We start from the raw sequence: 14088 nt of genomic DNA, 5'->3' as shown, positions 1-14088 counted from the left end.
TCGGGCGATGGTCGTGCGCTCCGTCGCGATCCTGGTGTACGACGGCGTGAGTCTCCTCGACGTCGCTGGACCGGGCGAGGTCTTCACCGAGGCGACCCGTCTCGGCGCTCCGTATGCACTGACGCTGGTGTCACCCCACGGCGCTGACGTGACGTCCAACCAGGGCGTGAGGGTGGCCGTCGACGCGGCCGTCGCCGACATTGCCGAACCCGACATCTACGTGGTGCCCGGCTCCGACCTCTATCCGAGCACCCGCGTACCCGCCGACCTGGCCGTTGCGGCGGCTCGGCCGGCCGCGGGCGCGCGTCGGATCGTGTCGATCTGTACCGGGGCCTTTCTCCTGGCCGCCGCGGGTCTGCTCGACGGCAAGCGGGCGACCACACACTGGAAGGTCGCCCACCAGCTGGCTGCGCAGTGCCCGACGTGCCGGGTGGAGCCCGACGCCATCTACGTGCGCGACGGTCGCGTCTACACCTCTGCAGGGGTGACGGCGGGCATAGATCTCGCGCTGGCGCTGGTGGAGGAGGACCACGGGGCAGATCTCACCCGCCAGGTGGCCCGGCTCCTGGTTGTCTACTTGCAGCGCTCGGGCGGCCAGTCGCAGTTCTCCGCGCCGCTTCAGGTGCCACCCCCGCAGTCACCCGATGTGCGGACGATCACCGACCGGGTCACCGCGGACCCGTCCGGCGACCATTCGCTGCACGCGCTCGCCGAGTACCTGCACGTCAGCTCACGTCACCTCACGCGGCTGTTCCGGGAGGAACTGGCCACCACGCCGGCGCGCTACGTCGAAAGCGTCCGCTTCGACCTGGCCAGGGCGCTGCTCGATCGGGGCCACACCGCGACCGAGGCGGCGACGGGCGCCGGCTTCGGAAGCTACGAGAGCATGCGCCGCGTCTTCGCTCGGGAGCTGGGGTTGAGCCCCACCGCCTATCGGCGCCGGTTCAGCACCGCGCAGCGCGTCAGTGGCCGGGATCGTCGCTCTTGAGCGCAGCCCCGGTGGGCGCGACGAAGACCACGAGCAGCCTCGCTTCCTCGGTGGCACTGACGTTCTCGGTCAGCACGTGGTGCGCGCCCGGCGGTTCGGACCAGTTCTCGCCGCGGTGGAAGACTTGCGGTGGCTGCCCGTCGAGCTGGCTGCGCAGCGACCCATCGAGAACATAGGCGTAGACGAACGCGTCGCCGTGGCGGTGCGGCGCAGCGCGCGCCTTCGCGGGGAAGCTCACCAGCATCGACGTGAGCGTCTCGCCCGGAATGTCCGGCAGCGGCGCGGAGAACAGCGGCAACACCGTCTCGCGGGGGACGTCAGCGTGGGCGGCGGGGGAGCAACCGGCGACCAGCGCTGCCGCGGTCATGACGGTCACCGTCACTGCGCCCGGCCGCCTCATGACCGCTCTCCGCTCACCGTGATGATCGTCTTGCCCGGAACCCGCCGGGGTGCGCTGAACGCGTCGGCAGCCTCAGCCAGCGGCCGGATCTCACCGACGAGTGGCCGCAGCCGTCCCGACCGCACCCGCTGGACGATCTCGGCGAGCTGGGTCCGGTCGGGTTCGACGACGAAGAACACCGTCCGGACACCGTCGGGTGCCGCGCGCACCGGTTCGGCGATCGACACCAGCGAGCCACCGGGGCGCAGCAGGGCCCCGGATCGCAGGGCGATGTCCCCGCCGAAGACGTCGAGCACCATGTCGACCGGACCGAGTGTGTCCCATGGGTCGTCGTCGAGAGCGGCGAACACGTCGGCGCCCAGCCCGGACACGACATCGCGGTCGCGGGTGCGGCCGGTGCCGATCACGCGGGCACCGGCCTCGCGCGCGAGTTGAACGGCGATCGATCCGACGCCGCCCGCGGCCCCGTGCACCAGCACGGTCTGACCGGGCTCGATCCGGCCGTGGACGAACAGCGCCTGCCAGGCGGTGAGCCCGGAGACGGGCAGTGCCGCGGCCACGGTGTGCTCGATGTCCGCGGGCAGCGGGGCGAGATTGCGTGCCTCGACGGCCACGTACTCGGCCAGGGTGCCGTTACGGGCCCAGTCGGTGAGCCCGAACACCCGCTGTCCGAGGGACAGACCCGTTGTGCCGTAACCCAATTCGACGACCACGCCGGACACTTCGTGGCCGGGTATGGATGGTGCGCGGTTCCGGCCGGCCCGGTCGGTCCACGTCGTCGGCCACTCCAGCTCGCCGGGTGTGAACCCAGCGGCGTGGACAGCCACCACGACGTCGTTCTCCGCGGCGTGCGGGTAGGGAGCGGTGGTCAGTGTCAGGCCGTTGTGCCGGCCCTCGGCTGTCAGCGCGTGCATCTCGGCGTGCATCTCAGTGTGCATCTCGGCGCCCGTCATCAGCTCGGCCAGCCGGCGCCCAGCACGCGGTCGACCATCGTGACGCGCCGGAAGTCGGGCTGAAAGTGTTCCAGCACATCGGAGTTCACGGTGCCGTTGGTCGTCTCGGGCCGGTTCTTGATGCCGTCGAAGTAGGCGCGCAGGAATGCGTTCTTGAAGTCGCCGCGCGGGTGTTGGGCGAGCACGAGGTCGACCTGAGCGGGGTCGAGGCGGTCGAGCCCGGCCCCGATGACGTCGGTGAGTACGCCGAGGTGGGTGGCGGCGATCTCGGCTCCCATGCGGTCCGGGATTCCGGGGGTGGTGTGCAGGGCGATCGCCGTCCACACCGTGTCGGCCTGGGCGGAGGTGAAGCCGTGGTCGAGCAGGAACGCGCGGGCGTGGTCGGCGCCGTCGACCTCGAAGCGCTGCTCCTTCGCGCAGTACGGGGTCGCTAGCCCGGTGTCGTGGAACAGCGCGGCCAGGTAGAGCAGCTCGGGATCGGGGTGCAGTCCTTGCAGCCGGGCGTGCATCTGGCCGAAGAAGTAGACACGGCGGGAGTGGTGGTAGATCAAGGGGCCGGCCATGTCGCGGACCAGACGGGTCGCCTGAGCCACGGCGGGGGTGTCCGGAACGCTCAGTTCGGTAGTGAGGACGTCCATGGGGGGTACCTTTCTCGTCAGTGCGGCGGCTTCTGTGCCCTCCATGCTCGTTCTCACCGGTGCCGCCGCGCCGCCCTCTTCGGGCCGTGAATCCCTCGGATGTGGACATGGCATCGGGTGTGTCGAAGTCCGGCATTTCCGCTGCAGGAGCATCCGGTGGCACCATGGTCGGCGTGTCCACCGAGCTGAGCCAGAGCCCACGATTCGATTTGGCCGGCGCGCCGCTGCGCGCCGCCGACATCGACGAGGCCGCTCAGCGAATTTCGGGCGTGGTGTCGAAGACCCCGCTGCAGTACAGCGACCGGCTCTCGGCGCTGACCGGCGCGCAGGTGTACCTGAAGCGCGAGGATCTGCAGGCCGTGCGCTCGTACAAGCTGCGTGGCGCCTACAACCTGCTGATGCAGCTGAGCGCGGAGGAGAAGGCTGCCGGCGTCGTGTGTTCGTCGGCGGGCAACCACGCGCAGGGGTTCGCGCTGGCCTGCCGGTCGATGGGCGTGCACGGCCGGGTGTACGTGCCGGCCAAGACACCGAAGCAGAAGCGCAACCGCATCCGCTATCACGGCGGGGAGTTCATCGAGCTCATCGTCGGCGGCAAGACCTATGACCTTGCCGCCGAGGCCGCCCGCGACGACGTCGCCCGAACCGGGGCGACGCTGGTGCCGCCCTACGACGATCTGCGCACGATGGCCGGGCAGGGCACCATCGCGGTCGAGATCCTCGAGCAGTTGGGTACGGAGCCCGACCTGATGATCGTGCCGGTCGGTGGCGGTGGCTGCATCAGCGGCGTGACCACGTATCTGGCCGAGCGCACGGCGACGACGTCGGTGCTGGGCGTCGAGCCGGCCGGTGCGGCGGCGCTGGTGGCCGCGCTGGCCACCGGGGAGCCGGTGACGTTGACCGACGTCGATCAGTTCGTCGACGGCGCCGCGGTGGCCCGGGTCGGCACGCTCCCGTTCGCCGCGCTCTCTGCTGCGGGCGACATGGTGTCGATCACCACGGTCGACGAGGGTGCGGTGTGCACCGCGATGCTCGATCTGTACCAGAACGAGGGCATCATCGCCGAGCCCGCGGGTGCGCTGTCGGTGGCAGCGCTTGTGGAGGCGGACATCGAGCCGGGCGCCACGGTGGTGTGCCTGATCTCGGGCGGCAACAACGACGTGTCCCGCTACGGCGAGGTGCTCGAGCGGTCCCTGGTGCATCTGGGGCTCAAGCACTACTTCCTGGTCGACTTCCCGCAGGAGCCGGGCGCGCTGCGCCGTTTCCTCGACGAAGTACTGGGCCCCAACGACGACATCACGTTGTTCGAGTACGTCAAGCGCAACAACCGGGAGACCGGCGAAGCGCTGGTCGGCATCGAGATGGGCTCAGCGTCCGACCTCGAGGGCTTGCTGTCGCGGATGAACACCTCGGAGTGCCATGTCGAGCTGCTCGAGCCGGGTTCGCCGACGTACCGCTACCTGACCTGACGCAGCACCGCGACGGCGTGCCCGCCCATGCGGGTGGCGTCCGTGCCGACCTCCGCGTCGCCGAACGTGAGCACCGCGTCACCGGTGACCGGCACGTCGACGTCGCTGTCCCCGAGGGTGCAGACCACGGCGAAGGCACCCCGGTGCATCACGAACCAGCGCGCATCCTCGTCGTAGTCGATGCGGAGATGGTCGAGCCACGGATCGGCCAGATCGGGTTCGGATCTGCGCAGCGCGATCAGGCTCTGATAGAACGCCCGCAGCCGGCCGTGGTCACCCTCGTCGACCTCGTCCCAGTTCAGCTTGGACCGCTCGAACGTCGCCGGATCCTGCGGATCGGGGATCTCGTCGGCGTCCCATCCGTGGTCGGCGAACTCCTTCTTGCGCCCCTCGGCGGTCGCCCGCGCCAGATCGGGCTCGGGGTGGCTGCTGAAGAACTGGAACGGTGACGACGACGCCCACTCCTCACCCATGAACAGCATCGCGGTGTAGGGGGATCCCAGTGCGAGCGCCGCCTTGACGGCCAGCTGACCGGTGGTCAGGTTCTGCGACGGCCGGTCACCGATGGCCCGGTTGCCCACCTGGTCGTGGGTGAGCGTGTAGGCGAGCAGGCGGGTCGCCGGGATCGTGGCCGTGTCCAGCGGTCTGCCGTGGCGGCGTTGCCGGAACGACGAGAACGTGCCGGCGTGGAAGTAGCCGTGTCGCAGCGTCTGCGCGAGCGTCTCCAAAGTGCCGAAGTCGCCGTAGTAGCCCTGCCGCTCACCGGATACGGCGGTGTGGATCGCGTGGTGGATGTCGTCGTCCCACTGCGCGGTCATGCCCAGCCCGCCCTGGTCGCGCGGGGTGATCAGACGCGGGTCGTTGAGGTCGCTCTCGGCGATCAACGACAGCGGCCTGCCCAGATCGGCTGCCAGAGAATCGGTTTCGGCCGACATCTCTTCGAGGATGTGGATCGCGGTGGTGTCGACCAATGCGTGCACGGCATCGAGGCGCAGACCATCGGCATGGAAGTCACGCATCCAGCGCAGCGCACAGTCGAGAATGTAGCGGCGCACCTGATCAGCACCCGCGTCACCGATGTTGATCGACTCGCCCCACGGGTTGGAGCCCGAGGAGAGGTACGGGCCGAACTCAGGCAGATAGTTGCCCGAGGGGCCCAGGTGGTTGAACACCGCGTCGATGAGCACACCGAGCCCGCGCCGGTGGCAGGCGTCGACGAAGCGAATCAGGGCATCGGGGCCGCCGTACGGTTCGTGCACGGCGTACCAGAGGACGCCGTCATAGCCCCAGCCGTGGGTGCCGCCAAAGGCGTTGACCGGCATGACTTCCACGAAGTCCACGCCGAGGTCGACGAGGTAGTCCAGCTTGTCGATCGCGGCGTCCAGGGTGCCGGCCGGGGTGAAGGTGCCGATGTGCAGCTCGTAGATCACCGCACCTTCGATCGACCGCCCGGCCCACTCGCTGTCGGACCACGCGTCGGCTGCGGGTTCCCACAGCTGCGAGCGTTCGTGCACGCCTTCGGGCTGACGCGGCGATCGGGGATCGGGCAGCACCTTCGGGTTGTCGTCGAGGACGAATCCGTAGCGCGCATCCGGTGCGGCCTCCACCCTCGCCCGCCACCATCCGTCGTCGCTGCGCTCCATCGGGTGCAGCGTGCCCTCGAGGTCAAGGCTCACCCGGTCGGGCCGCGGCGCCCACACTGCGAACTCGTGCTCAGGCATCGGCGCGCACCAACAGAGCGACCGGGAGGTCACCGAACAACTCGGCGGCCGGCACGGTGCCGGAATGCGTACGACCGCTCAGCCGGTCGGTCCACGTTCCCTCGGCGAGTGTCACTGTCGTGTCCCCCCATTCGGTGAGCCGCGTGGTCCATCTGCTGACGGCCACCACGACGTCCTGGCCCCGGCCGAACGCGACCAGGTGCTCGGCGCGGGTGCCGTCGGTGGGCACCGGGCGGTAGCCGCCGGCCAGGAACGTCTCGGGGCGTTCCCTGCGCAACCGCAGCGCCTCGGTGACCACCCGCATCTTCGGGTGGCCGCCGTCGCTCAACGCGGCGCGCCGCGCCGGGTAGTCGATGGCGCGCCGGTTGTCGGGATCGACCAGGCTGTCTTCCCACAGCTCGGTGCCCTGGTACACATCCGGCACCCCGGGGCCGGTGAGGGCGATGAGCTTCTGGCCCAACGCATCTCCGCGCGCGTGCTGGTCCAGCCGCTTCACCAGCGCGGTCAGTTCGGTGGCGACGGGCCCGTCCAGCACGCTGTCGAGCCAGCTGTGCACCGCGGTCTCGAACTCGGTGTCGGGATCGTTCCACGTCGTGTGCAGCGCTGCCTCGCGGATGGCCTTCTCGGTGTAGGCGTGCAGCCGCTCCCGCAGCTCGTCCGTCACGGTTCCATCGACCGGCCAGACGCCGAAGATGTTCTGCCACAGAAAGAGTCCGGTCAGGGGATCGGGGGAGGGCGTCAGGCGTTCCCAGCCCTGCACCATCTCCGTCCACAGCGAGGGCACCTGCGAGAGCACACCGATCCGGGCCCGGACGTCCTCGCCGCGCTTGGTGTCATGGGTGGACAGCGTGGTCATCGCCGACGGCCACAGTGCCGCGCGTGCCTGCGCCCGGGCGTGGAACTCCGCGGCACTGACCCCGAAATGCTCGGGCTCTCCGCCGACCTCGTTGAGCGAGACGAGCCGGGCGTCGCGGTAGAACAGGCAGTCCTCCATCGACTTCGCGGTCGCCGCGCCGCACAGCTGCTGCAGCCGCACACCGACTTCCGAACCGGGCGTCACCGCTGCGGTCAGCAGCGTCAACGGTTCCGCCAGATCAGGGCGCGCCGCCGTGGTCTCGGCGAGCGCGGCCGGCAGCACCAGCGACAGGGTCAGGTAGTCGGAGCGGTACACCCCGATGTGGCTGAGCAGTTCGGCGATCGCCTCGGGCAGCAGCTCGTGGTCACGTCCGGTGCTGGCCACGACGGCTCGGCGCAGCCGCGCCAGTTCGCTGGCGAGCGTGACGGTCACGGCGTCGACCTTGAGTCGGCGCGCCTCGTCGGCCATGCCGGCGTAGTCCAGACCGGCCGAGGAGACCAGCTCGGTCAGCGACGGCTCACCGGTGGGGTCGACGAAGACGCCGCCCGCCTCGCGCAGCGCGTCGTAGCCGGTGGTGCCTGCGACGGGCAGGCTCGGGTCCAGCGGCTCGTCGACGGCGAGGATCTTCTCGATCACGATCCACGCCTGCGGTCCCGCGAGCTCCCGCAGCCAGCCCAGATAGCCTGTGGGATCGGACAATCCGTCCGGGTGGTCGATCCGGATACCGTCGACCAGGCCCTCGTCGAACCAGCGTTTCACCTCGACGTGCGTGGCGTCGAACACCGCGCGGTCTTCCTGTCGCAGCCCGGCCAGCGAAGTGATGGAGAAGAACCGGCGGTATCCGCAGATGCCGTGGCGCCAGCCGATCAGCTTGTAGTGCTGCCGGTCGTGCACCTGCGCACCGGAGGCGCCGTCGTCGGCCGTCCCCGGGGCGATGGGATAGACCAGATCACCGAGCCGCAACGTGTCGCCGTCCACGGTCAGGTTCGCGACGTCGTCGTCGGAGCCGAGCACCGGGAGCACGATCCTGCCGTCGGGATCCAACGTCCAGTCGATGTCGAAGTACGACGCGTACGACGACTGGCGTCCGTGGGTGAGCAGGTCCCACCACCAGGCGTTCTGCCGGGGCACGTCGACGCCGACGTGGTTGGGCACGATGTCGACGATCACACCGAGGCCCGCCGCGCGGGCGGTGGACACGAGGCGGGAAAACCCTTCTGCACCGCCGAGTTCGGCGGAGATCGTGGTCGGATCGGTGACGTCGTAGCCGTGCGTCGAGCCTTCCGCGGCGGTCAGGATCGGGGAGAGATACAGGTGCGACACCCCGAGTTCGGCCAGGTAGTCGACCAGCTTCTCGGCGTCGGCGAACGTGAAGGCCTCACCGCTGGCCGCGCCGCGCATCTGCAGGCGGTAGGTGGACAGGACGGCCATCAGGCGGTCTTACGCAACACGAGCAGGGACCGGGGCGCGAGTGTGATCTTCTCGCCGGCAGCCACCGTCACCCCGCCGGCACCGCGGGGGTCGGCGGTGTCCAGGTCGGCCACCCACTCCTTGGCGTAATCGTCTTGAGGCGCAACGAAGTCCTGCTCCTCACCATGGGCGTTGAAGCACAGCAGGAAGGAGTCGTCGATGATCCGCTCACCGCGTGCGCCGGGCGCGGGAATCGCCTCACCGTTGAGGAAGACCGCCACGCACTGGCCCAGGCCGGTCTCCCAGTCGGCGTAGTCCATCTCCTTGCCCGACGGGGTGAGCCAGGCGATGTCGCGAACCTGGTCTCCGGTGCGGATCGGTTTGCCCTCGAAGAAACGGCGCCGGCGGAACACGGGGTGCTCGGCGCGGAATCTGATCACCTTGCGGGTGAATTCGAGCAGATCGGCGTTCGTCTCACACAGCGACCAGTCCATCCACGACAGCTCGGAGTCCTGGCAGTAGACGTTGTTGTTGCCCTGCTGGGTGCGGCCGATCTCGTCGCCGTGGGCGATCATCGGGGTGCCCTGGGAGAGCATCAGCGTGCCCATGATGTTGCGCATCTGCTGGCCCCGCAGCGCGACGATCTCGGGGTCGTCGGTGGGTCCTTCGACACCGCAGTTCCACGACCGGTTGTGGCTCTCACCGTCCCGGTTGTCCTCGCCGTTGGCCTCGTTGTGCTTCTCGTTGTAGGAGACCAGGTCGTTCAGGGTGAACCCGTCATGGCAGGTGACGAAGTTGATGCTGGCACTCGGCCGCCGGCCGGTTGCCTCGTAGAGGTCGGACGACCCGGTCAGCCGGGACGCAAATTCACCAAGGGTTGCGGGCTCTCCCCGCCAGTAGTCGCGCACAGTGTCGCGATACTTCCCGTTCCATTCCGTCCACAAACCTGGGAAATTACCGACCTGGTAACCGCCTTCGCCGATGTCCCACGGCTCGGCGATCAGCTTCACCTGGCTGACCACCGGATCCTGTTGGACGAGGTCGAAGAACGCCGAGAGCCGATCGACGTCGTAGAACTCGCGGGCCAGCGTCGCGGCCAGGTCGAAGCGGAAGCCGTCGACGTGCATCTCCAGGACCCAGTAGCGCAGTGAGTCCATGATCAGCTGCAGCGTGTGGGGGTGGCGGGCGTTGAGGCTGTTGCCGGTGCCGGTGAAGTCCTTGTAATACCTGCGGTCTTCGTCGAGCAGTCGGTAGTAGGCGGCGTTGTCGATCCCGCGGAAGTTCACGGTGGGCCCGAGGTGATTGCCTTCGGCGGTGTGGTTGTAGACCACGTCCAGGATGACCTCGATGCCCGCCTCGTGGAAGGACCGCACCATCGTCTTGAATTCGGAGACGGCGCCGCCGGCGTGGGTGGCGGCCGCGTATTGGTGATGCGGGGCGAAGAAGCCGAACGTGTTGTAGCCCCAGTAGTTTCGCAATCCGAGGTCGAGCAGCCGGTGGTCGTGCATGAACTGGTGGACGGGCATCAGTTCGATCGCGGTCACGTTGAGCGACCTGAGGTGGTCGATGATCGCGGGGTGGCCCAACCCGGCGTAGGTGCCGCGCAGCTCCTCGGGGATGCCCGGATGCTGCTGCGTCATGCCCTTGACGTGCGCCTCGTAGATAACCGTCTCGTGGTACGGGGTGCGCGGAGCTCGATCGGAGCCCCAGTGGAAGAACGGGTTGATCACGACGCTGGTCATCGTGTGGCCCAGCGAGTCGACGCGCGGCGGTACACCGCCGCCGGCCAGGTCGTCGGCGTCGAGGTCGTACGAATAGAGCGCCTGAGAGAACGCGAAATCGCCGTGGAACGCCTTGCCGTACGGGTCGAGCAGCAACTTGCTGGCATCGCAGCGGTGGCCGGAGGCGGGATCCCAGGGACCGTGCACGCGGAACCCGTAGCGCTGCCCCGGATTGACCCCGGGCAGGTAGGCGTGCCAGACGTAGCTGTCGACCTCGTCGAGCTCGACCCGCGTCTCGGTGCCGTCCTTGGCGATCAGGCACAGCTCGACCCGCTCGGCGACCTCGGAGAACAGCGAGAAGTTCGTGCCCCCGCCGTCGTAGGTGGCACCCAGGGGATAGGGCGTACCGGGCCAGACGGTGGTCATCCGACGGGCCACCATCCGGTCGCGACGCCCAGCTGCCGGCCCAGTTCGCCGGTCATGGTGCGCATGTAGGTCGCCGAGATGTGATGAGCGTCGTGGTAGATCAGCACGTTCCCCTCCACGGCTCGGCAGTAATCCGGACGGCACACCGCATCGCTCATGTCGAGCGGCTTGAGCAACGGGAACCGGGCGAGGTAGTCCAGCGTCGGGTTATGGTCCGACAGTACTTCGGATCGCTTGATTCCGCAGGAGATGGCATCACCTCCGTCGGCGAGACAGTCCGACGGGAAGAACGGTTCGCCGTCGCGCACCATCCAGGGTGTGTCGCGCATGCCGAGAATCGGAATGTCGTTGTCGGACAATTCTTTCCAGATGCCGAGGTAGTTGGACGGCATGACGTCGCCGGGTTTGATGTTCCACGGCCGCGTGGAGGTGGTGAACACGAAGTCGGGTTTGTCGGCGATCAGCTTGGCCATCACCCGCTGGTTCCACTGGTGGCACTTGGGGTAGGGGTCGTTGTTGCCCATCACCAGCGGGACCTTCTCGGTGGTCAGCGGGCAACCCATCTTCAGGTAGGTGACGACCTTGAAGTGGTGCGTCCTGCCGAGCTGGTCGAGGGCGGTGATCCAGTGTTCGGCATGGGAGCCGCCGGCGAGCGCGATGGTGCGGGTGGCGGCTTTGTCGCCGTAGGTGCAGTTGATGACGTCGACGTTGTCGAAGTCGCTGATGCAGCCGTCGGTGGTGGATTCGGGGACGTCGTTCTTGGCTTCGAGTGCCGTGGGGCGGAACGGCAGCTTGGGTACGCGGACGTGGTTGATCAGTGCGCGCGCGCCGGGGTAGTCGCGCGGGGACAGCCCCAGGAGCTCCTGACCGTTGGCCCGCAGCACGGTGACGTGCTCGCGCCAGGTGAACGAGGTCGCGGTCAGGGCGACGCCCAGCAGGGCGACGGTCGAGCCCAGCACGATCGTCGGGCGCCGTAACCGGGTGCGCAGCGGCAACCGCGGCGCTTTGGGCCGCGCGGGCTGGCTCCGCCCGCTGCGCAGTGGCTCCTCCACATACCGCGTGGTCAGCCAGGCCAGCACACCCGACACCAGCAGCACGCCGGCACCCTCGACAACGTTCACCGACGGGCGTCCGGTGTAGGCGAGGTAGAAGATCAGCAGCGGCCAGTGCCACAGGTACAGCGAGTAGGCCATGGCGCCGAGCGCGACGAACGGGGCGCTGGCCAGCAGGCGGTTCGGCGCGGGGATGCGGCCGTCGGTGTGCGGGTCGGCGTAGCGGTTGGCGGCCGACAGGATGAACAGTAGGGCGGCGCCCACCGGCACCAGCGTCCACGGGCCGGGGAATTCCTTCACCCCGTCGATCAGCGCCCCGCATGCCAGGATCGTGCCGAGCCCCACCACTGCGGCCAGGGTGCGCAACCACATCGGGCAGCGCAGCGACGGCACGACGGCTCCGACGAGGGCGCCGAGCAACAGCTCCCAGGCTCTGGCGAAGCTGTTGTAGTACGCGGTGGACTGGTCGGCGTCGTGCGCGATGATCGCGTAGACGAACGATGCGATCGCGCAGACGCTCAGCAGCACGACGAACGCGGCCCGCATGTGCCGGCCCTGTGATCGTCGGAACACGCGCCGGAACAGCAGGGCCGAGCCGAGGATCAGCGCGAGGAACGCGATGTAGAACTGGCCCTGCACCGACATCGACCAGATGTGCTGTAGCGGGCTGACCGCCTCGCCTGCGCGCAGGTAGTTCGACGCGGTCGCCGCCAGCTCCCAGTTCTGGTAGTAGCCCAGGCTCGCCAGGCTCTGATCGGCGAAGGTCTCCCAGCGGGTCTCGGGCTGGATCAGGATCGTCAGCACCGCCGAGGCCGCGAGGACCACGACGAGTGCGGGCAGCAACCGCCGGATCAGCCGGGTGATCTCGGGCACCGGGCGCGGGATCGGCCCGGGGCTGAGCACGCCGCGCAGCAGCCGGCCGCCGAAGAAGAATCCGGACAGCACCAGGAACACGTCGACGCCGCCGGACACCCGCCCGAACCACACGTGGAACACCGCGACCAACGCGATCGCGACACCGCGCAGCCCGTCGAGGTCGTGGCGATAGAACCCGGAGCTCCGCGTCCCCATCTGGGTCACCGGAGCCGTCGCAGCGGGCCGGGCGGAGGAGAGGGTCTTCATGATCGACGGCTAATCTACCGAAGGTGCCTGCGATGACGCCTATCGAGATCAGCGCGGTCGACGCGGCTCACATCTGGCATCCGTACAGCCCGATCGGCGCCGATGCGATGACGCCGATGGTGGCGACGGCGGCGCGGGGTGCCTGGCTCACGCTCGACCGCGGCGGCCGTCCGGTCGAGGTGCTCGATGCGATGGCCTCGTGGTGGACCGCGGTGCACGGCCACGGCCACCCCGCCCTGGACGCCGCGCTGACCCGTCAACTCGCAGCGATGAACCACGTCATGTTCGGCGGCCTGACCCACGAGCCGGCGGCCCGGCTGGCGCGGCTGCTCGTCGAGATGAGTCCGGCAGGGCTGGAGACCGTGTTCTACAGCGACTCGGGCTCGGTGTCGGTGGAGGTCGCCGTGAAGATGGCGCTGCAGTACTGGCGCAGCAGCGATCGCCCCGGCAAGAGCCGGCTGATGACCTGGCGCGGCGGCTACCACGGCGACACGTTCACCCCGATGAGCGTCTGCGATCCCGACGGCGGCATGCACACGCTGTGGACCGGGGCGCACTCCCTGCTCGCCGACCAGGTCTTCGCGCCGGCGGTGCCGCGCGAGTACGACCCCGCCTACAGCGCGGCCTTTGCCGAGCAGCTCGCCCGCCACGCCGACGAACTCGCCGCGGTGATCGTCGAACCCGTCGTGCAGGGCGCGGGCGGCATGCGATTCCACGACCCGCGCTACGTGGCCGACCTGCGCCGCATCTGCGACGAGCACGATGTGCTGCTGATCTTCGACGAGATCGCCACCGGGTTCGGCCGCACCGGCGCATTGTTCGCGGCCGACCACGCCGGGGTCAGCCCCGACATCATGTGCGTGGGCAAGGCCCTGACCGGCGGCTACCTGACGCTCGCGGCGACGCTGTGCACCCGCGAGGTGGCGGAGACGATCAGTGAACGTCCGCCCGGGGCGCTGATGCACGGCCCGACGTTCATGGCCAACGCGCTGGCCTGCGCCGTCAGCGTCGCGTCCCTGGAGTTGCTGGGCACCGGCGACTGGCGGGCCCAGGTGCAGGGCATCGAGGCGGGGTTGCGATCCGGTCTGGCGCCCGCGGCCGAGCTGCCGAACGTGGTCGACGTACGGGTGCTGGGTGCGATCGGTGTGCTGGAACTCGACCGCGACGTCGATCTGCGCGTCGCGACACCGGTGGCCGTCGAGCACGGGGTGTGGCTGCGGCCGTTCCGGAATCTGGTCTACGTGATGCCTCCCTACATCTGCACCGCCGGCGAGATCGACCAGATCACCACCGCGATGATCGAGGTCGCGCGTGCACTAACCTGAACGGTGTTCA

At 69.0% G+C, this 14088-nt stretch carries 10 protein-coding genes; 3 read left to right on the top strand and 7 right to left on the bottom strand.

Translation table 11 applies throughout. The features are described 5' to 3' along the window. Nucleotides 1-7: 7 nt before the first annotated feature. Nucleotides 8-988 carry a GlxA family transcriptional regulator gene (locus MHN84_RS05800; protein ID WP_241203675.1) on the top strand — a complete coding sequence of 327 codons (981 nt, stop codon included), beginning with the start codon at nucleotides 8-10 and terminating at the stop codon, nucleotides 986-988. On the opposite strand, the gene MHN84_RS05795 is transcribed toward MHN84_RS05800, so the two are convergent. From MHN84_RS05795 to MHN84_RS05785, 3 genes are read right to left on the bottom strand one after another with little or no spacing between them, the layout of a single operon-like run. Next, entirely contained in the window at nucleotides 963-1388 is a 426-nt protein-coding gene (locus MHN84_RS05795; RefSeq protein WP_241203674.1) for a cupin domain-containing protein, read from the bottom strand. The two genes, MHN84_RS05800 and MHN84_RS05795, sit on opposite strands and share 26 nt — an antisense overlap. Continuing rightward, nucleotides 1385-2302, bottom strand: coding sequence for an NADP-dependent oxidoreductase (locus MHN84_RS05790; protein WP_241203865.1), 918 nt, complete (start codon nucleotides 2300-2302; stop codon nucleotides 1385-1387). The genes MHN84_RS05795 and MHN84_RS05790 overlap by 4 nt, the downstream gene beginning before the upstream one ends. Before the next feature lie 38 nt (nucleotides 2303-2340). Then, complete coding sequence (locus tag MHN84_RS05785) at nucleotides 2341-2979, bottom strand: HD domain-containing protein (RefSeq protein WP_241203673.1); 639 nt, start codon at nucleotides 2977-2979, stop codon at nucleotides 2341-2343. A gap of 173 nt (nucleotides 2980-3152) precedes the next feature. On the opposite strand from MHN84_RS05785, the gene ilvA reads away from it, so the two are divergent. Beyond that, complete coding sequence (gene ilvA, locus MHN84_RS05780) at nucleotides 3153-4445, top strand: threonine ammonia-lyase IlvA (protein ID WP_241203864.1); 1293 nt, start codon at nucleotides 3153-3155, stop codon at nucleotides 4443-4445. Here the strand turns inward: ilvA and treZ are convergent. Genes treZ through MHN84_RS05760 form a run of 4 tightly spaced genes read right to left on the bottom strand, consistent with a single transcriptional unit; the run spans nucleotide 4433 to nucleotide 12753 of the window. Continuing rightward, nucleotides 4433-6166, bottom strand: a complete 1734-nt coding sequence (gene treZ / locus MHN84_RS05775; protein WP_241203672.1) for a malto-oligosyltrehalose trehalohydrolase — start codon at nucleotides 6164-6166, stop codon at nucleotides 4433-4435. The genes ilvA and treZ overlap by 13 nt on opposite strands. Beyond that, a complete protein-coding gene (gene treY, locus MHN84_RS05770) occupies nucleotides 6159-8453 on the bottom strand; it encodes a malto-oligosyltrehalose synthase (RefSeq protein WP_241203671.1) in 2295 nt (764 codons plus the stop codon). The genes treZ and treY overlap by 8 nt, the downstream gene beginning before the upstream one ends. Continuing rightward, the gene (glgX, locus tag MHN84_RS05765) at nucleotides 8453-10594 is read right to left on the bottom strand and encodes a glycogen debranching protein GlgX (RefSeq protein ID WP_241203670.1); all 2142 of its coding nucleotides are present in this window, start codon (nucleotides 10592-10594) and stop codon (nucleotides 8453-8455) included. Before glgX ends, treY begins: the two co-directional genes overlap by 1 nt. Further along, a complete protein-coding gene (locus MHN84_RS05760; RefSeq protein WP_241203669.1) occupies nucleotides 10576-12753 on the bottom strand; it encodes an acyltransferase family protein in 2178 nt (725 codons plus the stop codon). Before MHN84_RS05760 ends, glgX begins: the two co-directional genes overlap by 19 nt. A 32-nt stretch (nucleotides 12754-12785) precedes the next feature. On the opposite strand from MHN84_RS05760, the gene MHN84_RS05755 reads away from it, so the two are divergent. Then, on the top strand, nucleotides 12786-14078 hold the full coding sequence (locus MHN84_RS05755) for an adenosylmethionine--8-amino-7-oxononanoate transaminase (protein ID WP_241203668.1): 1293 nt from the start codon (nucleotides 12786-12788) through the stop codon (nucleotides 14076-14078). Nucleotides 14079-14088 lie beyond the last annotated feature (10 nt).

Origin of the sequence: Mycobacterium sp. PSTR-4-N (assembly GCF_022348085.1) — a bacterium.
Lineage (GTDB): Bacteria > Actinomycetota > Actinomycetes > Mycobacteriales > Mycobacteriaceae > Mycobacterium.
The sequence above is the reverse complement of the archived record's forward strand: the minus strand, read 5'-3'. Positions and strand labels throughout refer to the sequence as shown.

Coding starts and splice junctions, on each gene's coding strand:
- MHN84_RS05800 (WP_241203675.1), top strand. CDS start 8: ATGGTCGTGCGCTCCGTCGCGATCCTGGTGTACGACGGCGTGAGTCTC.
- MHN84_RS05795 (WP_241203674.1), bottom strand. CDS start 1,388: ATGAGGCGGCCGGGCGCAGTGACGGTGACCGTCATGACCGCGGCAGCG.
- MHN84_RS05790 (WP_241203865.1), bottom strand. CDS start 2,302: ATGCACGCGCTGACAGCCGAGGGCCGGCACAACGGCCTGACACTGACC.
- MHN84_RS05785 (WP_241203673.1), bottom strand. CDS start 2,979: ATGGACGTCCTCACTACCGAACTGAGCGTTCCGGACACCCCCGCCGTG.
- treZ (WP_241203672.1), bottom strand. CDS start 6,166: ATGCCTGAGCACGAGTTCGCAGTGTGGGCGCCGCGGCCCGACCGGGTG.
- treY (WP_241203671.1), bottom strand. CDS start 8,453: ATGGCCGTCCTGTCCACCTACCGCCTGCAGATGCGCGGCGCGGCCAGC.
- glgX (WP_241203670.1), bottom strand. CDS start 10,594: ATGGTGGCCCGTCGGATGACCACCGTCTGGCCCGGTACGCCCTATCCC.
- MHN84_RS05760 (WP_241203669.1), bottom strand. CDS start 12,753: ATGAAGACCCTCTCCTCCGCCCGGCCCGCTGCGACGGCTCCGGTGACC.
- MHN84_RS05755 (WP_241203668.1), top strand. CDS start 12,786: ATGACGCCTATCGAGATCAGCGCGGTCGACGCGGCTCACATCTGGCAT.